The organism is Acinetobacter sp. AR_0276 (genome assembly GCF_003000705.1).
GTDB lineage: Bacteria > Pseudomonadota > Gammaproteobacteria > Pseudomonadales > Moraxellaceae > Acinetobacter > Acinetobacter nosocomialis.
Map to the genome: position 1 here is coordinate 2,904,910 of NZ_PSQO01000004.1, position 21,479 is coordinate 2,926,388.

General features: G+C 38.1%; 23 protein-coding genes. 15 read left to right on the forward strand and 8 right to left on the reverse strand.

Annotation, left to right across the window (positions count from 1 at the left end):
* Nucleotides 1-142: 142 nt before the first annotated feature.
* The 3 genes from CSB87_RS14720 to cysN are packed head-to-tail and all read left to right on the forward strand — an operon-like array spanning nt 143 to nt 2,819.
* Nucleotides 143-274: a hypothetical protein gene (locus CSB87_RS14720; protein ID WP_002054314.1), complete on the forward strand. Its 132-nt coding sequence runs from the start codon at nt 143-145 to the stop codon at nt 272-274.
* A complete protein-coding gene (cysD, locus tag CSB87_RS14725) occupies nt 267-1,175 on the forward strand; it encodes a sulfate adenylyltransferase subunit CysD (RefSeq protein ID WP_000140408.1) in 909 nt (302 codons plus the stop codon). The genes CSB87_RS14720 and cysD overlap by 8 nt, the downstream gene beginning before the upstream one ends.
* Nucleotides 1,176-1,205: 30 nt before the next feature.
* Nucleotides 1,206-2,819, forward strand: a complete 1,614-nt coding sequence (gene cysN / locus CSB87_RS14730) for a sulfate adenylyltransferase subunit CysN (protein WP_004888218.1) — start codon at nt 1,206-1,208, stop codon at nt 2,817-2,819.
* Nucleotides 2,820-2,873: 54 nt separating this feature from the next.
* On the opposite strand, the gene CSB87_RS14735 is transcribed toward cysN, so the two are convergent.
* On the reverse strand, nt 2,874-3,422 hold the full coding sequence (locus CSB87_RS14735; protein WP_004888216.1) for a DUF2239 family protein: 549 nt from the start codon (nt 3,420-3,422) through the stop codon (nt 2,874-2,876).
* 222 nt (nt 3,423-3,644) lie between these two features.
* Between CSB87_RS14735 and CSB87_RS14740 the strand changes: the two genes are divergently transcribed.
* Complete coding sequence (locus CSB87_RS14740) at nt 3,645-4,157, forward strand: hypothetical protein (protein WP_002054476.1); 513 nt, start codon at nt 3,645-3,647, stop codon at nt 4,155-4,157.
* Nucleotides 4,158-4,201: 44 nt separating this feature from the next.
* Here CSB87_RS14740 and CSB87_RS14745 read toward each other — a convergent pair whose 3' ends face one another.
* From CSB87_RS14745 to CSB87_RS14755, 3 genes are all read right to left on the reverse strand, one after another.
* On the reverse strand, nt 4,202-5,539 hold the full coding sequence (locus CSB87_RS14745; protein ID WP_002054475.1) for a CitMHS family transporter: 1,338 nt from the start codon (nt 5,537-5,539) through the stop codon (nt 4,202-4,204).
* Between the two features lie 551 nt (nt 5,540-6,090).
* Complete coding sequence (locus tag CSB87_RS14750) at nt 6,091-7,416, reverse strand: hemolysin family protein (RefSeq protein WP_002054376.1); 1,326 nt, start codon at nt 7,414-7,416, stop codon at nt 6,091-6,093.
* 122 nt (nt 7,417-7,538) lie between these two features.
* Entirely contained in the window at nt 7,539-8,528 is a 990-nt protein-coding gene (locus CSB87_RS14755) for a LysR family transcriptional regulator (protein ID WP_001047619.1), read from the reverse strand.
* A 588-nt stretch (nt 8,529-9,116) separates the two neighbouring features.
* Between CSB87_RS14755 and CSB87_RS14760 the strand changes: the two genes are divergently transcribed.
* Nucleotides 9,117-10,721 carry an isocitrate lyase gene (locus CSB87_RS14760; protein ID WP_002054455.1) on the forward strand — a complete coding sequence of 535 codons (1,605 nt, stop codon included), beginning with the start codon at nt 9,117-9,119 and terminating at the stop codon, nt 10,719-10,721.
* 62 nt (nt 10,722-10,783) lie between these two features.
* On the opposite strand, the gene CSB87_RS14765 is transcribed toward CSB87_RS14760, so the two are convergent.
* Both CSB87_RS14765 and CSB87_RS14770 read right to left on the reverse strand, forming a co-directional pair.
* Nucleotides 10,784-11,263, reverse strand: coding sequence for a copper resistance protein NlpE (locus CSB87_RS14765; protein WP_004888215.1), 480 nt, complete (start codon nt 11,261-11,263; stop codon nt 10,784-10,786).
* 203 nt (nt 11,264-11,466) lie between these two features.
* Nucleotides 11,467-11,790 carry a hypothetical protein gene (locus CSB87_RS14770; RefSeq protein ID WP_004888213.1) on the reverse strand — a complete coding sequence of 108 codons (324 nt, stop codon included), beginning with the start codon at nt 11,788-11,790 and terminating at the stop codon, nt 11,467-11,469.
* Nucleotides 11,791-11,984: 194 nt separating this feature from the next.
* On the opposite strand from CSB87_RS14770, the gene CSB87_RS14775 reads away from it, so the two are divergent.
* The 10 genes from CSB87_RS14775 (at nt 11,985) to CSB87_RS14820 (ending at nt 18,695) form a co-directional block, all read left to right on the forward strand.
* Entirely contained in the window at nt 11,985-12,860 is an 876-nt protein-coding gene (locus CSB87_RS14775; RefSeq protein ID WP_004888212.1) for an urease accessory protein UreD, read from the forward strand.
* A 100-nt stretch (nt 12,861-12,960) separates the two neighbouring features.
* Nucleotides 12,961-13,263 carry an urease subunit gamma gene (ureA, locus tag CSB87_RS14780; protein WP_002054385.1) on the forward strand — a complete coding sequence of 101 codons (303 nt, stop codon included), beginning with the start codon at nt 12,961-12,963 and terminating at the stop codon, nt 13,261-13,263.
* An 11-nt stretch (nt 13,264-13,274) separates the two neighbouring features.
* Nucleotides 13,275-13,595 carry an urease subunit beta gene (locus tag CSB87_RS14785; protein ID WP_004888211.1) on the forward strand — a complete coding sequence of 107 codons (321 nt, stop codon included), beginning with the start codon at nt 13,275-13,277 and terminating at the stop codon, nt 13,593-13,595.
* Nucleotides 13,585-14,043 carry a GNAT family N-acetyltransferase gene (locus CSB87_RS14790; protein WP_004888210.1) on the forward strand — a complete coding sequence of 153 codons (459 nt, stop codon included), beginning with the start codon at nt 13,585-13,587 and terminating at the stop codon, nt 14,041-14,043. Before CSB87_RS14785 ends, CSB87_RS14790 begins: the two co-directional genes overlap by 11 nt.
* Nucleotides 14,044-14,055: 12 nt before the next feature.
* Nucleotides 14,056-15,756: an urease subunit alpha gene (ureC, locus tag CSB87_RS14795; RefSeq protein WP_004888209.1), complete on the forward strand. Its 1,701-nt coding sequence runs from the start codon at nt 14,056-14,058 to the stop codon at nt 15,754-15,756.
* 68 nt (nt 15,757-15,824) lie between these two features.
* The gene (ureE, locus tag CSB87_RS14800) at nt 15,825-16,307 is read left to right on the forward strand and encodes an urease accessory protein UreE (protein ID WP_002126865.1); all 483 of its coding nucleotides are present in this window, start codon (nt 15,825-15,827) and stop codon (nt 16,305-16,307) included.
* A complete protein-coding gene (locus CSB87_RS14805) occupies nt 16,294-16,959 on the forward strand; it encodes an urease accessory protein UreF (protein ID WP_002060172.1) in 666 nt (221 codons plus the stop codon). The genes ureE and CSB87_RS14805 overlap by 14 nt, the downstream gene beginning before the upstream one ends.
* A gap of 26 nt (nt 16,960-16,985) precedes the next feature.
* A complete protein-coding gene (gene ureG, locus CSB87_RS14810) occupies nt 16,986-17,600 on the forward strand; it encodes an urease accessory protein UreG (protein ID WP_000140200.1) in 615 nt (204 codons plus the stop codon).
* A gap of 9 nt (nt 17,601-17,609) precedes the next feature.
* Nucleotides 17,610-18,179: a HupE/UreJ family protein gene (locus CSB87_RS14815; protein ID WP_004888204.1), complete on the forward strand. Its 570-nt coding sequence runs from the start codon at nt 17,610-17,612 to the stop codon at nt 18,177-18,179.
* A gap of 57 nt (nt 18,180-18,236) precedes the next feature.
* Complete coding sequence (locus CSB87_RS14820; RefSeq protein ID WP_004888202.1) at nt 18,237-18,695, forward strand: hypothetical protein; 459 nt, start codon at nt 18,237-18,239, stop codon at nt 18,693-18,695.
* A gap of 73 nt (nt 18,696-18,768) precedes the next feature.
* Here CSB87_RS14820 and rsmD read toward each other — a convergent pair whose 3' ends face one another.
* Together rsmD and mrdA are read right to left on the reverse strand one after the other, a co-directional pair.
* Nucleotides 18,769-19,314, reverse strand: coding sequence for a 16S rRNA (guanine(966)-N(2))-methyltransferase RsmD (gene rsmD / locus CSB87_RS14825; protein ID WP_004888199.1), 546 nt, complete (start codon nt 19,312-19,314; stop codon nt 18,769-18,771).
* Nucleotides 19,314-21,332, reverse strand: a complete 2,019-nt coding sequence (mrdA, locus tag CSB87_RS14830; RefSeq protein ID WP_002054406.1) for a penicillin-binding protein 2 — start codon at nt 21,330-21,332, stop codon at nt 19,314-19,316. Before mrdA ends, rsmD begins: the two co-directional genes overlap by 1 nt.
* Nucleotides 21,333-21,479 lie beyond the last annotated feature (147 nt).

The window sequence follows — 21,479 nt, forward strand, 5'->3', positions numbered from 1 at the left end:
GATGGACATGTTATCTATGCGAATCAGTATCTTACATTTATATGATGAATTTGAATATCAATATGAAAAAACAAGCAAAAGAAAACAGTTTTAAATCACTATAATGCATAACTAATGCTATAAGCCTCATAAAGGCTTGTGGTTGGATTATTTATCACAAAAAATTGGAGTTGTTATGGCACTCGTTCCTCCACATGGTCTTCTAAGTGGTGGTTTAATACCACTTCTAGATTTTATGGGCAAAATGGATAGAGAAGGACGTGTTCATGACTGAATCAAGACTTACACATCTCAAGCAACTTGAAGCTGAAAGTATTCATATTATTCGTGAAGTTGCGGCAGAATTTGAAAACCCAGTCATGCTTTACTCAATTGGTAAAGACTCGGCTGTAATGCTCCATCTTGCATTAAAAGCATTTTATCCTGCGAAGCTTCCTTTTCCTTTATTACATGTAGACACTGGATGGAAGTTTAAAGACATGATCGCGTTTCGCGATAACATGGCAAAAACGCATGGCTTTGATTTAATTGTTCATCAGAACAAAGAAGGCCGTGAAGCAGGTATCAATCCATTTGATCATGGTAGCTCAAAATATACAGATATTATGAAAACCCAAGCTTTAAAACAGGCTCTGGACAAATATCAATTTGATGCTGCTTTTGGTGGTGCGCGCCGTGATGAAGAAAAATCACGTGCGAAAGAGCGTGTGTATTCATTCCGTGATAGTAAGCACCGTTGGGATCCTAAAAACCAACGTCCTGAACTTTGGAATCTTTACAATGGTAAAGTGAACAAAGGCGAAAGTATTCGTGTATTCCCATTATCAAACTGGACTGAGTTAGATATTTGGCAATATATCTATTTAGAAAATATTCAAATTGTTCCTCTTTATTTCTCTGCTGTTCGTCCTGTGGTTGAGCGTAGTGGTACGCTCATTATGGTGGATGATGAACGCATGCGTTTAAAAGAGGGTGAAGTTCCGCAAATGAAGTCTGTACGTTTCCGTACGCTAGGCTGTTATCCATTAACAGGTGCAGTCGAGTCTGAAGCTGATACATTGCCAGAAATTATTCAGGAAATGTTATTGGCAACAAGTTCTGAGCGTCAAGGTCGTATGATTGACCATGATGAAGCAGGCTCAATGGAAAAGAAAAAGCAAGAAGGCTATTTCTAAGACAGTTTCTAAATTTGTGGAGTTTGAGCAATGTCTCATCAATCAGACTTAATCAGCCAAGACATTCTGGCTTATTTAAAACAACATGAACAAAAAGACCTTTTACGCTTTTTGACTTGCGGTAATGTAGATGATGGTAAAAGTACCTTAATTGGCCGTTTACTTTACGATTCAAAATTGATTTATGAAGATCAATTGCAAGCTGTAACACGTGACAGTAAGAAAGTGGGTACAACAGGTGATGCACCGGACTTGGCATTACTTGTAGATGGTTTGCAGGCCGAGCGTGAGCAGGGTATTACCATTGATGTAGCTTATCGCTATTTCTCGACTGAAAAGCGTAAATTTATTATTGCTGATACACCGGGACATGAACAATATACCCGTAACATGGCAACTGGTGCATCGACTGCTGATCTTGCAATCATTTTGATTGATGCACGTTATGGTGTACAAACTCAGACTCGTCGCCATACATTTATTGCAAGTTTGCTTGGTATTAAGAATATTGTAGTTGCCATTAATAAAATGGACTTGGTTGAATATTCACCTGAGCGCTTTAATGAAATTCAGATTGAATATGATGCATTCGTGAGCCAGTTAGGTGATCGTCGCCCAGCCAATATTTTATTTGTTCCAATTTCTGCTTTGAATGGCGATAACGTTGTAAATCCATCGGCTCATACTCCTTGGTATAAAGGCCAGACTTTGATGAGTATTCTTGAGTCTGTGGAAATTAGCCGTGAGTCAAATAAACATGAATTCCGTTTCCCAGTTCAATATGTGAACCGTCCAAACCTCGATTTCCGTGGCTTTGCGGGTACGGTTGCTTTAGGTGAAATTAAAGTTGGTGATGAAATTGTAGCGTTACCTTCTGGTAAGCGTTCTACAGTTAAAGAAATTGTTACTTTTGACGGTAACCTTGAGCAGGCAGTTGCAGGCCAAGCAGTTACATTAACGTTAAATGATGAAATTGATATTAGTCGCGGAAACGTGCTGGTACGTGCAGGTGAGCAACCATTAATTTCACGTAGCGTTCGTGCTTCTGTGGTATGGATGAATGAGCATCCACTTGTAAAAGGTAAGTTGTACAATATTAAGATTGGTACACAAACCGTTCCAGCAAAAGTGACGAACATTCACTACCGTGTAAATGTGAATACACTTGAGCATACTCAGGTCGAAGAGCTTGAGTTAAATGCAATTGCGGATGTTGTGGTTGAGTTCGATGCTCCAGTCGTGTTTGACCGTTATCAAGATTCGCGTTACACAGGTTCATTTATATTTATTGACCGTTTAAGTAACGTGACCGTTGGTGCGGGCATGGTAGAGGCGGCTGTAGAATGGACTGCTCATAGCAATGCTGTTACTGCCGAAGACCGTGCTGCTCGTTTAGGTCAAAAACCTGCCGCTATTGGTGTTTCTGCACAATTAATTGAAAAAGCTCAAGCTTTAGAAAGTTTGCTGATTCAGCAAGGTGTAGTTGCAATTGCAAAAGCAAGCTTAACAGCTGAGCAATTGGTTCTATTACGTGAGACGGGTGTTGTGGTTATCACAACTTCTGTGGAAGGTATAGATACAGAGATAACTGCTGAAACTGTGGAAGAAGCAGTAGAAAAAATCGTGGAATTGGTTCGTCTTTAATAGATTGAAAATGAGTTCTAAAAAAACCCGCGTAAGCGGGTTTTTTTATTGAGTTTAGAAAATATTTTGAGTTTTTAACATTAAATATTCTCTTAAATCTTTAGGATAGTTCTGAATCATCTTTAAAAATGTATCTCGATCACCTTGATATAAGGCACGTGTTGCTTCTTCATAATTTGGCATATTACCTAACATGGCAGACATAAAACGATCGATGGCTTGTTTGGCGAGCATAATATTGCCTTCCGAATTTGGGTTATTTAACTCTTTATCAATTAACTTGCGAATCACTGCTGATGCACTCGCACTTTGTTGATCTAACCAATCCCAATGTTTTTTCTGTAAAGTGATTTCACGCGAAATTACGCCAAGTTTAGGTCGTCCAACTTTTTTAATTTCTTCCGGCTCAGCATAACGTTGTTGAAATTCTTGTTCCGAACCAGAAAGGTCAAGATCAATTTGTTGACCTGTTTGATCATTAAAAATCAGAATATTTTCCGTTGTTTTCGGAAGTTCTTTGAGTTTTTTTGCAAGTTCAACAAGGGAGTCACTCGCAATAAACGTGCTTCCAGTGAAAGCAGTATAGGTGATTTTAGTATTCATTTTAGCCGTATATTTTTATCAGGGTAAAATAATATTATCAGGGTAAAATTAATTTGGCAAATAGTAAAATTCATAACCAAAGAATTATCAGGTTTTATGAATGTAGTCTCTTAGATTAGGACTATAAAAATAGTCAAGATAATCGACCATTTAAAATTTTGTTCTGCTTTAATATTGCTTTTATGAGAGAATGTGTCTTTAGTTGTATGTATAAGGACTCCTATGTTTGAGCAATCTCCTGAATCTTTAAGCGATATCGAAATTTTAGACATTTTACAGTCGATGAAAAAAGATAAGCTAGATACGGAAGCACATGAGATCATCCGTAGCGGGGGGAAAGCAGGACGTCAGGAAGCGCATAAACAGGCTTTGGTAGCACTAAATACAAATTTTGAAGAGAAATTTGTAGAAGCAGTTACTCTTGCACTAGGTTTAAATGCAGCTCAAGCTAAAAAAATTCGCTATAAAAAAGATCGAATTCGTATTTTAAAAGCACGTGGTATTGATTATTTAGCTATTGATGGGGCAGAAACAGCGCAAGTTTTGGCACAAATTTCACAAGCAATTGTTCGTGAAGATGGGATAGTTACCCATGACTTACATGATATCTTCCCATTTTGGAAAGAAGGTTGGCCAATGGTGCAATTTGATAATGCCTATAAAATTTTAGAAGAAGATATTACCTTGCACTTTCATGCGTTCTTAGATGCCATGATTGAGTATGTGAATAAATAAAAAAAAGCCCCAATTGGGGCTTTTTTTTTTATAGCAGAATATGCTTAGATTGCACTAAAAAGTGGGAAAACACCAATCACTAAAGCTGTACCCATTAACACCATACAAGTAATAAATGCCCATTTAAAAGTGAACTTTTGATGATCTGCAAAATCGACTTTAGCAAGACCACATAACAAGTAAGTTGATGGAACAAGAGGTGATAATAAGTGTACAGGTTGACCTACAATTGAAGCACGAGCAATCGCTTCTGGACTAATACCATAATGTGAAGCAGCTTCGGCAAGAATAGGCAATACACCATAGAAGAATGCATCGTTTGACATAAAGAACGTCAAAGGCATGCTTACCAACGCTGTAATTGGTGCAAGATATGGTCCCATGCTTGCAGGAATCATTGCGACAAATTCTTTAGACATCGCTTCAACCATGCCTGTGCCAGATAAAATACCTGTAAAAATACCTGCCGCAAAAATTAAACCGACAACAGCCAAGATACTATCTGCATGCATAGCGATACGTTTCTTCTGCATATCAACATCTGGATAGTTAATAAGCATCGCAATACAGAACGCCAGCATGAATAACACTGACATTGGTAAAATACCTTTGATCAACGCAATCATAAGAATAATGGTAAGTACCATATTTACTTTACGTAAATGTGGACGAGTCGCTTCCGGATCTTTTGAAACGGTAATGTTGTCACCATGGTGACTTTCAAGCTCAATTACCCCTAGACGTTTTTGCTCATAACGACCATATAAATATGCCAAGAAGAATAACCAGCCAATACTAATCACCATTGGAATGATCATTGGTACAAAAATATGGCTTGGGTCGACTTGAAGCGCACTCGCTGCACGAGCAGTAGGGCCTCCCCATGGTGTTAAATTCATGACACCACTACATAACAACATAAGTGCTGTCATGATCAGTGTATTCATACCTAGACGTTGATAGAGAGGAAGCATTGCTGCGACACAAATCATATATGTAGTCGAGCCATCACCATCAAGAGAAACTAATGTAGTTAAAAAAACGGTCCCTAATGTAATTTTTAGAGGGTCACCTTTAACTTTTTTCAAAATCCATTTAACCGGAGGATCGAAAAGACCTGCGTCGATCATTAAGGCAAAATATAAAATCGCGAATAATAGCATTACGCCAGTAGGCGCAAGTTTTTTGATGCCTTCTAGCATCATTTCGCTGAGACCCTTAAGCTCAATATGACTTAAGCTTTCAAAATAATGACCAAGGCCCCAGGCGATAAGAGAAAAAATAAATGGGATAAGAATTAAAGCAATAATAGGGCTTAAACGTTTGGACATGATTAAATACATGAAGCATAAAATCATGCCAACACCAAGTAATGTCAGCATACAATCAATCCTTTGCCTTTAGTTTTACTGAACAAGTTTATTCAAAACTCTGACTTTGATTATTCTTATGAATTTTTATTAAAAAGACAAATAATATATTTAGTTTATTTGGTTAATATATATTCACTTGGAAAGGTATATTCTAGGAAAATACTGAATATATATATTATTGGTATAGTCTATTTATAATATATAGTAGTTATTATTAGAGCATATAAAACCTTTATCATATTTGGAATTATCATATATTTTTAACAATTATATTTGTTTTTGAATGCTGAAATGAGAAGTATACCCATTTACATTGCTTGCTATAGCTACGTTACATAAGTAAGAGGAAGCTGTAAATGCTTTATGTGCAAATTTTTATTTCTATTTAATTAAAAATTTTTATTTTAATTAAAGAGTTAATTTATATATTTAAAAATATGATTAAGATAATAAATTAAACTTTTAAAATGACAATATCTTAAAATAAGTATGAGTTTAAAAATTATTTTATTAAAAAAATATCCCGCTTTAATTAGCAGGATATTTTGCACCAAAATAAATCAATTTTCATCTGGTGTTGAGGGGAGGTCAGATTTTTCTAATACACGTGTTACCAGTAACTGATCAATTTTAAAATGGTCCACATCGACAACTTCGAATTTATAACCACCGAATTCAACAAAATCTGCGGGGCGAGGAATTTTGCGTAAACGGTACATCATAAATCCGGCTAATGTTTCATAATTTTCTTCATCAGGCATTTCATCAATTTCTAGAGCATGTCTTAGGTCATCAATTGGTGTACTTCCATCAATTAACCAAGAATTATTATCACGTTTAATAATTTGCTGCTCTTCTTCAATTGGGGTAACCCAATCGCCCATAACGGTAATCATAATATCGCTTAAGGTAATAACACCGACCACAAGCGCGTATTCGTTAATTACAACGGCAAATTTTTCTTTTGTTGAGCGGAAGCGATCAAGTAATTCAGAAAGTGTTAAAGTGTCAGGAATAATGAGAACATTACGTATAGTTGATTCATTTAACTGTGTAGGCGATTGATTATTTAAAATACGAACTAAAAAATCTTTGGCATCTACATAACCAATAACCTGATCAATATTTTCATTACAAACCAAAAATTTAGAATAAGGATATTCCGCTAGTTTTTGTCGAATGCTGTCTTCATGTTCATTTAAAGTAAAATACACAACATTTTCACGCGTTGTCATACTTGACGGCACTGTGCGTTCTTCAAGCTCAAATACATTTTCAATAAAGTGATGTTCTTGTTTCTGAAGTACGCCTGCTTGGGCACCAGCATCCATAACTGCTGAAATATCATCAAAAGTTATATTATCTTCACGTGTTGTATTTACTTTAAATAAGCGAAATAACAAGTTTGCAATTGCGTTGATTCCCCAAGCTAAAGGCTTACAGATTTTAATAAAAATCTGAATAGGATTAATCACGCTAATTGCGATTTTTTCAGGTGCAATCATTGCCAATCGTTTTGGCATGAGATCGGCAAATAAAATAAATAAAGAAGTTACCAAGGTGAAAGATAGGGCGAAACCAATTGTTTGCGTCCACGGACCTTGGTAAAAGCGGTCAACTAAGTTGACAAAGAAAGGACGAAATGCAGCTTCACCCAAGATACCGCCTAAGATTGCGACAGCATTTAGGCCAATTTGGGATGCTGCAAAAAAGTCTGCAGATTGTTCTTGTAAATCAAGTACCTGTTGAGCACGTTCTTCGCCAGCTTCGGCCAAAATTTTTAACTTTACTTTTCTGGCACCAGCTAGAGCAATTTCAGTTAAAGATAAAAAGCCTGCTGCGATGATGAGCAGTACGATGATAATGATATTTTGAAAGAGACTCACAAATCACCCGAGGATCATCATTATTATGACTATGTTTTAACACAAAAAAGCGCTGAGGTAATCAGATTGATTGCTCAGCGCTTAAGATAATGTTTGAAAGAGACAATTAAATTAAAATTTATTTAATAGTGGGAAAATTGTGAATTATTAGTTAGGAATTCACGATTTTCCTCTTCGATCATTTGGCGAGCAACGAATAAAATAAGTTGGCGTAACCAGCGATGAGCTGGATGATGATGTAATAATGGACACCATGCCATCTTGAGTTCGAACTCAGGAATATAAAACGGTGGATCCTTAATGACTAATTTTGGATTTTGTGCTTGCAAACGAGCCATTCGAGTTGGAAGCGTCGCAATCAAATCAACATTTTGAGCAAGTAATGCTGGCATTTGATAGTGGCGCGTAAACACAGAAATTTTACGACGTTGACCAATACGTTCTAATGCCTGATCAATCCAGCCTAGGCCACCTTGTTTGTCAGGGTTTACCCCAAAACCTACACCCATACCAGTTTTAGATACCCAAATATGTTGAGCATCTAAATAGCTTTTTAAGTTTAAATGAGTAACAGCAGGGTGTTTGTCATTTAAAATACAGCTAAAGCTATCACGCCAAACTAAAACTTGGTGGAAGCTTTGTGGAATTTCATTGAAGCGATTAATTGCTAGATCAACTTTACCTTGCTCCATGTCTCTATATGACACGTCACTTGGAGTGAGAAAATCGAGTACAACGTTGGGTGCTTCAGAGCGTAGAGCTTTAACAAGACGAGGAACTAGGGTTGCTTCTGCATAGTCAGAAGTCATAATACGGAAAACGCGATTACTGGTATAAGGGCGGAATTCGGTACGCGGTTCCAAAATCATGGAAAGATCAGAAAGGGCATCGCGAATACGTGGTTGTAATTCAAGCGCACGTTCTGTCGGCGTCATCCCTTCAGATGAACGGATCAGGAGAGGGTCATTAAATAAATTACGCAAACGGCGTAAAATATTACTCATGGCAGGTTGAGTAACACCAAGTTGTTCGGCTGCGCGAGTAACATTTTTTTCACGAAGAAGAACATCAAGATATATTAATAGATTAAGATCTACCCGCTCCAGATTCATAAAAAAAATACCGAAAATAAAACCCTAAAATTGTTTCAAATTATGCCATATTTAAAGAACATTGTGTGAAAAAATGATGAGAAAAACGACATTTTTTGTTGAAATTAAGTATGCCTGAAAAGCACCTCAAATGCTCGATTTTGTTATCTTTGATATGTTTTTATATTTGTAGTTATGGAAGAAATATTTTTAATTAATATTTAGTATTGTTCTAGCATGTTGATTGACTTTTTTCATTGGCAAAAGTCGCCTAATTTACAATTGACTTTTAACACTAAAAATGAATGGAAAAATCTTAAGAACTGTATAAAAATAAAACTTGGAGAGTTTTTTGATCAAAATACTATACTCCTTTAGGATTATTTTGTTTTTATAAACAAAGTGTTATGTTTTTTAGTTTTACTTATAATATCGATTTATTGGTATATTTTTTAAATAAATACTGAAGATTAACGAAGGATATTGGATTAATTGATTGGCTAAGTCTAAGCTGTGTACATGAAGAAGCAGCTGGTGTCATAAGAAATTTAAGTAACATGACTCTAGGCTTCGATCGATGAAATCCTAAAATGAATACAGGACAATATCATGACTACATATCAAACAGCGATTGATGCAGTACGTGAATTAAAATCAAAATTCGGCAACACTTGGGCAGACATTAGCCCAGAAGATGCTGCTCGTATGCAACTTCAAAACCGTTTCAAAACAGGTTTAGATATTGCTAAGTATACAGCTGCGATTATGCGTCGTGATATGGCTGAATACGATGCTGATTCAAGCAAATATACTCAATCATTAGGTTGCTGGCATGGTTTCATCGCTCAACAAAAAATGATTGCTAACAAAAAATACTTCGGTACTACTAGCAAACGTTATATCTACCTTTCTGGTTGGATGGTTGCTGCACTTCGTTCAGAATTCGGTCCACTTCCTGACCAATCTATGCACGAAAAAACTTCAGTACCTGCTTTAATCGAAGAAATCTACACTTTCTTACGTCAAGCTGATGCAAAAGAATTAAATGACTTGTTCCGTGCTTTAAACAAAGCAAAAGAAGCGGGTGACTCTGCGAAAGTAGCTGAAATCACAGCTCAAATCGACAACTTCGAAACTCACGTTGTGCCAATTATTGCGGACATCGATGCTGGTTTCGGTAACGAAGAAGCAACTTACTTACTTGCTAAGAAAATGATTGAAGCTGGTGCTTGTGCGCTTCAAATCGAAAACCAAGTATCTGATGCAAAACAATGTGGTCACCAAGCTGGTAAAGTAACTGTTCCACATGCTGACTTCATCGCTAAGATCCATGCTCTTCGTTATGCATTCTTAGAATTAGGTGTAGAAGAAGGCGTTATTGTTGCTCGTACTGACTCTGAAGGTGCTGACCTTACTCAAAGCATCCCAGTAGTTAAAGAACCAGGTGACATCGCCTCTAAATATATTAGCTACTTAGACACTCAAGAAATTGATATTTCTGAAGCAACTGATGATGAAATCTTAATTAAACGTGATGGCAAGTTACACCGTCCAACTCGTTTAGCTTCTGGTTTATATCAATTCCGTGAAGGTACTCAGATTGACCGTGTTGTACTTGACTGTATCACTAGCCTTCAAAATGGTGCTGACTTACTTTGGATCGAAACTCCGACTCCAAACGTAAAAGAAATTGCACACATGGTTAACCGTGTTAAAGAAGTGGTTCCAAATGCGAAGCTTGTTTACAACAACAGCCCATCATTCAACTGGACTTTAAACTTCCGTCAACAAGCGTATGACCGTTGGGTTGCTGAAGGTAAAGATGTATCTGCTTACGACCGTGCTAAATTAATGAGCGCTGAGTACGACAACACTGAATTAGCTGCTGATGCTGATGAAAAAATCCGTACTTTCCAAGCAGACGCTGCGCGTGAAGCTGGTGTGTTCCATCACTTGATCACACTTCCTACATACCACACTGCTGCTCTTTCTACTCACGAATTGGCACAAGGTTACTTCGGTGATCAAGGTATGTTAGCTTATGTTGCTGGCGTACAACGTAAAGAAATCCGTGGCGGTATCGCATGTGTGAAACACCAAGCAATGGCTGGTTCAGACATCGGTGATGATCACAAAGAAATCTTCGCTGGTGAAAACGCACTTAAAGCTGGTGATGACTCTAAAAACACAATGAACCAATTCTCAGCTCACTAAGAATTGACTTCATAAAAAACCGCTCAAATGAGCGGTTTTTTTATTTATATTGAAAAAATTTATTAGTCTTCTTTTTTCAACACATAATGTTCAGCCAAAGAACCTTCAACTTTTTTACCTTCCATGTCTAATGCAGTAGCAGTATTCTCACCAATAAAGAATTTACGGTTTTGAGCTTTATCATCTAAGGTAATAACAGAAGTATTGTCTTTATCGAAAGCAAACTTACCGTGTGTTTCAAATGGGTTTGTATCACCTTTACCTAAATAAGTTTCATTCAACTCATAAGTTTTATCATCTTTTAATTTTAATTCAGTTTTGATGCCTTCACAGTCTGCGCAAGGAAGTGTTCCTTTGTATTTACCATTCCAGTCGAGAGAGTTCTCTGCTGTATGTTCAGTATCTACGGCAACAGCATTACTTGCTTCAGTAGTTTGTACAGGGGTAGATGCATCAGAAGTTGTCTCTGTTTTATTTTCGTGTTTATTACATGCGACAAGGAGAGTACTCATAAGTGCAATTGCTAATAATGATTTTTTCATAATGACCAAAACCTCAAAATAAAAAATAAAAAGTATTTAAAGCCTAGAAAAAAAGAAAATAAAATAAAAGCGTTACTATGTTGCTTAATTTTATCAAAAGGTAAAGTGAATGCTTATTAGGAACCTTTTAATAGTAATTTTTAAAATTAAGTTGGTGGGGTAGAGGTATCCATTCGGGCGATTTAATGGATACCTGTTTTTAATTATGGCTGTGCAGAAACTCCACCTAGAGAGTCGCATGCTGCTTTATAAAGTTCATATTGCTTCTTTACCACTTCATCTAAAGGCATAGCGAATAATTCTTCACCCTCTTTATAACTTTCTACATAAGTGGTCGCTTTATCTTTACTCACGGCTAAAGTTTGTTGGTAATAAGAATTGATAGAGCTTGTAGGCATTTCACTGGTTTCAACATTTTTACATTGAAAATTATTTAATAGTTTTTCTGCACGTTTGAGCTCACTAGATTGGCCAAAAATACACCCAGTTAAAAATACAAAAGGTACTAACACGAAAAAGATTTTCATGGAAAAAATTTATAAGAGCGAGGATGGGCGCTATTGTATAAATAATTCCATGCTTTACTGTGGTTTTATGTTAGACATTGACTATTTTTTAACTCATTAAAATAAAAAAATTGTTTCTAAGTTTGTAATGACCTCTTTTTGTATTTGGTGCATATTTTGCTTACTAAAAAAGCCATTATTAAAAATGAGCCAAAATGAATCGGATTCAGCAATTTTCTCAGACTTCTTTAGCACCATTTTGGTATGCACAATTAGAGCTTGGTTTTAGTTTTAAAAATTCTCGCACCATAATGAGTCATAGAAAACATCATGGCCCTGTTCGGGTGCAAAAAATGCTCTGGCCCGAAAAAACTGGAGTTTGCCACGCTATTATTGTTCATCCACCAGCAGGAATTGCAGGAGGGGATCATCTTACTTTCCAAATTGAAACAGCAGAGCAGGCACATGCAGTTATTACCACACCTGGAGCTGGGAAATGGTATAGAACCAATGGTAAACAGGCTTTTCAGCATATTTATCTGACTGTAAAAAATGACTCTATTTTAGAGTGGATGCCACAAGAAACGATGTTATTTGATGGTGCTGTAGCACATTCGGAAACACATATTCACCTTGAACAAACAGCAAGTTTTATTGGATGGGATATGCTGGTTTTGGGCCGACAGGCTCGAGCTGAGAATTTTGTTCATGGAAGTTATCACAATCAATTTAAGTTATGGCGTGAGAATAAATTACTAGTTGCCGATACTTTATATTTTGAGGGGGGAGATCGCTGGTTAAGCTCATGTTTAGGAATGAATAATCTGGCTGTAATGGCAAGTTTCTGGGCTGTACCGCCAGCAAAATTCCGTTCTTCATTTTATTTAGAGCAACATATTGAACTCATTCGTGAACTCATTATGCGTATGGATGTGCCTGTGACTTTGACGTTACTAGAAGATGTGCTGTGTGCGCGGTTTTTAGGAAATGATGTGCGAGTTTGCCATGATGCTTTCGCGGCTATAAGAGCAAGATTAAGACGGTATTGGTTTGATTTAGATGAGGAATTCCCAAGAATTTGGAAAACTTAATTTACGTTAAATTGCGTATTTTAAAAACGATTAAAACAAGTATGCTGCTTTTGAGCACGCATTTTGCTTAAAGAAAACTAGATGCTATTAGGAAAGAGATATGGAACTCAATCCAACAGAAAAAGATAAGTTACTCATTTTTACCGCAGGTTTGGTGGCTGAGCGTCGTAAAGCACGAGGTTTAAAGCTGAATTATCCAGAAGCTGTTGCGTTTATTTCGGCAGCCTTACTTGAAGGTGCTCGAGATGGAATGACGGTGAGTGAACTTATGCACTTTGGCACGACTTTATTAAAGCGTGAAGATGTTATGGATGGCGTAGCGGAAATGATTGCTGAGGTTCAGGTCGAAGCAACTTTTCCTGACGGTTCGAAATTAGTCACTGTTCATCAGCCAATAGTATAAAAGGAACGCTTATGATCCCCGGTGAAGTTATTACTCCAGACACTGATATTGAACTGAATGTCGGACGAGAAACTTTAAAAGTTGTGGTGGCTAATCTTGGCGACAGGCCTATTCAGGTGGGTTCACATTTTCATTTTTATGAAGCAAACGATGCCTTACAGTTTGATCGTGAGATAGCAAAGGGTTTTCGCTTAAATATTGCGGCGGGTACTGCGATACGTTTTGAACCAGGGCAAAGCCGAGAAGTGGAACTTGTTGCTTTAGCTGGTAAGCGAGAAGTATATGGTTTTGCTGGTCGGGTAATGGGGCGTTTGGATGAAAATGTTGATTAGAAAAGCAACGAAAGATGACACGGATAATATTGTTGCCATAATTGCTCCATATGTAGATCAAGTGATTGCAAATGATGAAGGGCGCTCACGCTTTAAACCAGAAGTCATACAAACAATTTTTGATCGAGAAGATATTCATTATTTTGTTGGAGAGATTGATCAACAGGTCGTGGGTATAGTCGCTTATATGGAACCCTCACATTTAATGCATTTTTTTATTAAAAAAACATATTTGAAACTAGGTCTAGGGCGACAACTTTGGGATTTCATAGAAGAAAAAATTAAAAATGAAAATATAGACGTTGAAAAAATTACGGTGAATTCAAGTTTTTATGCTCAAGATATCTATGAAAAATTTGGTTTTATTGTAAGTGGTGATGCTGCTGAAAAATGGGGAATCCGGTTTATCCCGATGACAAAATATTATGCTTTGCTATCAGAAAAATAAGGAACTAATCGTATGAAAATGTCACGTCGTGCATATGCTGAGATGTTTGGTCCAACGGTTGGAGATCGTATTCGACTAGCTGATACAGAACTTTTTATTGAGGTTGAACAAGATTTAACGACATATGGTGAAGAAGTTAAATTTGGCGGTGGTAAAGTCATTCGTGACGGGATGGGACAATCGCAACTTTTAGCTGATGAAGTTGCCGATACAGTCATAACCAATGCTTTAATTCTGGATTGGTGGGGAATTGTTAAAGCCGATGTAGGTTTAAAAAATGGCCGAATCTGGAAAATAGGAAAAGCTGGAAACCCCGATATTCAACCTGACATTACTATTCCTTTAGGTGCTGCAACAGAAGTGATTGCGGGTGAAGGGCAAATTTTAACGGCAGGTGGTATTGATACCCACATTCACTGGATCTGCCCGCAGCAGGTTGAAACCGCGCTGATGTCTGGGACAACAACAATGGTAGGTGGGGGTACAGGACCAGCAGCCGGAACTTCGGCAACCACAGTAACTCCAGGGCCTTGGCATATTGCGACCATGTTGCAGGCGATTGATGATTTGCCTATGAATATTGGCCTGCTAGGCAAAGGGAATTTGAGTTTACCTGACCCTATTCGTGAGCAAATTAAGGCTGGGGTAATTGGATTAAAATTACATGAAGATTGGGGCTCAACACCAGCAGCAATTGATAACTGCTTGAGTGTGGCAGACGAGTTTGATGTTCAGGTCGCAATTCACACGGATACTTTAAATGAAGGTGGTTTTTTAGAGGAAACCCTAGCAGCTTTTAAAGATCGTACCATTCATACGTACCATACTGAAGGTGCAGGTGGTGGACATGCTCCCGATATTTTAAAAGCAATTGGGCAAAGTAATGTCTTGCCATCTTCGACCAACCCAACGCGACCTTATACCATTAATACCATTGACGAGCATTTAGATATGCTCATGGTTTGTCATCATTTAGACCCTGCAATTGCTGAAGATATTGCTTTTGCGGAAAGTCGTATTCGCCGTGAAACTATTGCTGCCGAAGATATTTTACAAGACTTAGGTGCAATTGCCATGATGTCATCAGACTCGCAGGCGATGGGGCGCGTGGGTGAAGTCATTTTACGTACTTGGCAAACTGCCCACAAAATGAAAGTACAACGTGGCCCATTAGAGGGTGACAATGAGCTTCATGATAATAATCGGGTTAAACGCTACATTGCCAAGTATACAATTAACCCAGCAATTACCCATGGTTTAAGCCATGAAATCGGTTCGGTTGAAGTCGGAAAACTTGCTGATTTAGTGTTATGGAAGCCTGCGTTTTTTGGCGTAAAACCTTCCATGATTATTAAAGGTGGCATGATTGCAGCTGCACCGATGGGTGACATTAATGCTTCCATTCCAACCCCTCAACCTGTGCATTACCGTCCAATGTTTGGGGCTTATCCGCGTGGTGTGCATAACACTTGTATTACCTTTTTATCTCAAGCAGCAATTGATGAAAAAGTTGCTGAGAAACTAAATCTGAAAAAGTTAATTAGCCCATGTAAAAATACGCGTTCAATTACCAAAGCCGATATGAAACACAATACATATTGTCCAGTTATGCATGTGCATCCCGAAACTTACGAGGTACGAGCAGATGGTGAATTACTAACGTGTGAGCCTGCTGACGTGTTACCAATGGCACAGCGTTATTTCTTATTTTAATGAATTTTATAGAGGTGATTTGCCTCATTAACTTATATGAAAGAAATAAGTAAGGAGAGAAAAGCTAAATGAAAATTTACACCCAACGTCTTGAAGATATTTCTCCTGATCAGACATTTGAAACGGTTGAGCTAACGTTTGATACCCGTCAGAAATCACGTTTTCGAGCGGCTTTAGCAAGTGGCGTAGATATCGGTGCGGATTTGCCTCGTACTGGCATTTTGCGTAGTGGTTCATATATTGCAACGCAAGAGGGCGATGTATTGCGAGTTGATGCAAAACCTGAACGGTTAATGCAAGTTACTGCTCAGACTGAATTTGATTTGCTTAAAGCGGCCTATCATTTAGGTAACCGACATGTTCCATTAATGCTGACACCAACAGCTTTATATTTTGAGCCTGATCATGTACTTGCTGAAATGGTAGAAGGTTTGGGGCTTACTGTGACAGAAACCGATCATCCGTTCGAGCCTGAAAGTGGTGCCTATGCACAGCATAGCCATGATCATCGTTTAAGCCCAATCAAAGCTTTGCACCATGTCCATTCATAACGCAGCGCAATTACTTCAACTGCTGACACTGTCTTCGACGGCATTGCCAGTTGGAGCGTATTGTTATTCACAAGGTGTAGAAACAGCCATTGATATTGGCTTAATACACGATGAAAGCTCTGCCATTGCTTACTTTGAAGAAGTGCTTGAAATGTTGTTGGTACGCTTTGAGTTACCTGTACTTAAGCGTCTTATGCAACATTATGATGACTCAGACGAGTTCTTGACTTGGGCACATTTGTATAAGGCAAGCCGAGAAAGTAAAGAGCTACTTGCTGAATCTCAGCAACTCGCATTTTCTTTAAATGCATGGATTAAAGATGTTTTGAAAAAGCCAGTTGAGGTTAAAAAGCAGTTTGGTTTTGTACCTGTCTATGCACAGCTTTGTGGGCGTTTAGAGCTTAAAGATATTGATGTACTCACGGCGTATACCTTTACTGTTTTAGAAAATCAGGTTTTAGCAGCCGTAAAAACAGTCCCATTGGGACAAATGGCAGGACAAAGAATTTTGTGGCATTTGCATGGGCGAGTACCACACGCTGTAGAGAAGGCTTTAAAACTTAAAGATGAGCAACTGAGTAGTGCTTTACCTCGCTATGCCATGCTGAGTATGAAACACGAAACACAATATTCACGATTATTCAGATCTTAAAATTAGGAAATAAAAGGATAAAAATCATGACAGAACGTAGTCCATTACGAGTTGGAATTGGCGGACCAGTCGGTTCAGGTAAAACAGCACTTACGCTTAACTTATGCCGTGCCTTACGTGATAAATACAATATGGCTGTAGTGACAAATGATATTTATACCAAAGAAGATTCAAACTTTTTAACCCGTAATGAAGCGATGTCACCAGATCGTATTGTGGGTGTGGAAACAGGTGGTTGCCCTCATACAGCAATTCGTGAAGATGCCTCAATTAACTTGGCCGCGATTGATGATTTGTGTGAGAAATTTGATGGCTTAGAACTCATTATTATTGAAAGCGGTGGCGATAATTTGGCCGCAACATTTAGCCCAGAACTTTCTGATTTAACCTTGTATGTTATTGACGTGGCAGGTGGTGAAAAAATTCCACGTAAAGGTGGGCCGGGTATTACCAAGTCAGATTTACTGATTATTAATAAAACTGACCTTGCACCTATGGTTGGTGCAAATCTTGATGTGATGGACCAAGATGCGAAACGTATGCGTGGTGAAAAACCATTTTTATTTTCAAACATGAAAACACAAGATGGGCTTGAAGAAATTATTCAATTTATTGAGAAGCAAGGGCTGTTTAAAGCTTAAGGAGTAACTATGAATTTCATTAAAAAATGTAGTGTCGGGCTCCTTAGCATGTTACCTGTGTTAGCTATGGCACACCCGGGTCATGATCATGAGCATTCTGGATTTGTAGCAGGTTTTATTCATCCTTTTACTGGTCTCGATCATTTAGTGATGGCTTTAGGTTTTGGTATCTTATTATGGTCAGCAGCTAAACAATGGAAAATTGCCGGTGTCATTACTCTAAGTATTGCTTTGATTGTAGGCTTTTTAGTAGGTGCCCAAGGTCTAATACCAGAGAGTATCGCTGAATATGGGATTATTGCTTCTTTGATTGTTACAGCGATTGCATTATGGACAAAATCAAATCGGATATGGCCTATGGCTGCTGCTTTACTCGCAAGTTTTCATGGAGTAGCTCATGGAGTTGAGTTAGCACATGCAGGGCATATTGTTGCATTAGTAACTGGTATGGTTACCGGTATGGCACTTATTTATTGTGCTGGACTTGCATTAGGCGCAATATTTACACGATATGTACCTTATGGCAAAAAAATTATGGGTACCTGCGCAGCAATTGTGGCAGTCATTGGTTTAAGTTAATTAAAACCTTGCAAAAAAAGGTAGCTTTAAGCTACCTTTTTGAATTTGCAAAATAAAATGTGTGTAGAGAAAATTTTTTATACTGTTTTTACAGTGATCACTATGCTTTATAGTGGATATATTCAGGCTTATGATTTTTTTCAACCAGAAAGCGATGATTCTGCTTTATTAAATACAGATCAGTTGTTAGATCAATCAGATTTAAACTTGGAACAAAGGCGGTTGGCAATTGAGCATGATGATGAAATTAATAACTATAATGTGCTTAAAAACGAATTTTATTCAAATGAGTGTTGGGTGATTTATAATTATACAGCTTATGATACGGGGCAACTTCACAGCAAAAGCATCGCTGGTTTAACGAATCATATTAATATTCAAGATTTATCCATTTCAGTTGGGTATGGAGTTAACTATAGTGTTAATCCAAGACTAAAAATTGGTTATGAATATATTTCGAGTTTTCCTTACGACCGAGCTCAACTCATACGATTTTTTACGATCTATTTATTCTGAAATGCAAAATTAAAATAATCTAATTCAGATAAATAGATCAGTTAAAGTAATTCGTTATAAAAATTCTACATGATTAAATTTTCTGATAAAGACCTGCATGGACTGTACCAGCTTTAGTGGTTTTAACTTGTTGCCATGTTGCAGGAAGTTGAAGCTGAGATAAATCTCGGTCAGCTTCAACATAAATGTATCCATTCTTTTTAATATGTGAATCTGCCAAGTGAGCGAGCTCTTGCCATAGATCGAGACTATAAGGCGGATCTAAAAAAACTACATCAAATTGTTCTTTTAGGCGCGGTAATGCTTGTTGAGCAGTTGCATTAACTAAATGACAATTTTGCGCTTTTAAAAGCTGGATATTCTCTTTTAAAAATCGTGCTTGAGTCTTATCAGGTTCAATCATATAAACAAATGCGGCACCGCGCGAAAGTGCTTCAAAGCCTAATGCACCAGAACCTGTACAGATGTCGAGAACCTGAGCATTTTGAATGTCCCACATGAGCCAATTAAATAACGTTTCACGGACACGATCTGGGGTTGGTCTTAAACCCTCAATACTGGCAAATGGCAAAACTCGTCTTTTCCATTCGCCCCCAATAATGCGCAACTGATTTTTCATTATTCATCGATCTCATTTGTAGCAGGGCGAGCAGGAGCAGCTTGTGGAGCAGATGTTGCTGCTGCGGTAGTTGTAGCAGCTGCTGGAGTAGAGCTAGCTGTTTCGCCGCCACTTGGAAGCTCGCCCGGTTTAATTCCGGCTGTCATAAGGCCACCATTAACTTGATGGTTGGCTGGACGAATTGGATTTTTATTGCGGGTTAATAACCAGTAATCAAATATTGGCTTAGCAAGTTGAGCTGCGGAACCACCATGACGACCATTTTCCCAAATGACCGCAATAGCAATTTCTGGTTTATCGGCAGGTGCAAACCCAACAAAAAGACCATGGTCAAGTTGGCGTTCACTAAGCGCAGCTTCGTTGTAGCGTTTACCTTGCGCGATACTCTTAACCTGTGCCGTACCTGTTTTTCCGGCAATTTGATAGAGCGATGTACGGATACCACGTCCAGTACCTGATTGAATTACATCAATCATGGCTTCTCGCATTTTTACCCAGTCTTCGTCTGTACCGTTGAAATTAATTTTTCCATCAGGCGCATTACGGACTGTAAAAGGTTTTGCACCATGCGATGCACGTAAAACATGTGGAACTACATGAGAGCCGTGATTCGCTGTAATAGCAGTTGCCATTGCAAGTTGTAATGGAGTTGCAGTAAATGCACCTTGACCAATACTGACGGAAATTGTTTCACCTTTCATCCATTTAGTTTTGCGTGTACGCATTTTCCATTCTGGACTTGGGTATAAACCTTCACTTTCACTTGGTAAGTCGACACCTGTTTTTTGACCAAAGCCAAATTGGCGCATCCATTGGTTCATCTGGTCGATGCCCATTTGATTTGCCAAAATATAAAAATAGGTATCGCAAGACATGATAATCGCTTTATGCATGTTCACGATGCCATGACCAGTTTTTTTCCAGTCACGGAATTTATGAGAGTCTCCAGGTAAATGGAAGTAGCCCGGATCGGAAATAGCAGTAGACCAGTCGACAATACCATAATGTAAACCACCCATCGCTTCCATTGGTTTAATGGTCGAACCAGGAGGGTATGCCCCTTGAACAGCACGGTTATAAAGAGGTTGATCGATGTTGTCACGTAGCGAGCTATAATCTTTATGATTAATGCCCGTCACAAATAAGTTTGGGTTAAAGCTTGGACTTGAAACCAACGCAAGAATTTCACCTGTACGTGGGTCTATCGCAACAATTGCACCACGGCGTCCAGCAAGTTGCTGTGATGCTACGACTTGTAAACCATAATCTAATGATAAGTACAGGTCATTACCGCGAGTTGGGTCTTTACGTCCTAAATGGCGCAATACATTACTATGAGCATCTGCTTCCACAGATTCATAACCCGGTGTTCCATGAAGTAAATCTTCGTAACTTTTCTCTACGCCGATTTTACCAATCAGGTTTGTTCCAGCGTATAAATCTTTATCAATACTTTTTAATTCTTTATCGTTAATACGGCCCACATATCCAATCACATGAGCAAACAACTCACCATGCGGATAATAGCGCGTCATTTGGGTTTCAATTCTCACCCCAGGGAATTTGTATTTAACTTCACTAAACTTGGCAATATTTGTCTCGGTTAAGTTCAGCTTAATTGCTACGCGTTCAGTTTTACGCGCCGTTTTAATACGGCTTTTAAAGCGGTCTACATCTTCTTGAGTCAGCTCTAAAATGGGTTGTAATTGTTCAATAACCGCATCCGGATCTTCAACATCAGCCTTACTTAATGTTGCGGTAAAAACAGGATAGTTATCTGCTAATAAAACGCCATTACGGTCATAAATATAACCACGAGCAGGGGGGAGAGGTTGTAAGCGAATACGGTTTTTATCCGATGCGGTCGAGAACTCATCGTAATGAAAAATTTGTAGATAGGCGTATCGGCTTGCTAATACTAATAGACAAATAATCACAAGACCTACGGCAAAAAATATACGACCTCGATAAATGCGCTTTTCTTGCTGGATATCTTTTAAAGGAAAGTGCTGTTTCATACGGATCGACTTAATGACATAGGATGAGAAAAATAGCTGCTTATTCTAACGCAAGCGCAGTTAAAATATTGCATAATTTTCAAAGTTTCAGTGAAGAAACAAATTGGCTTTTTTGACTTTGTAGACAACAAAATTGTAGAGTCTTGT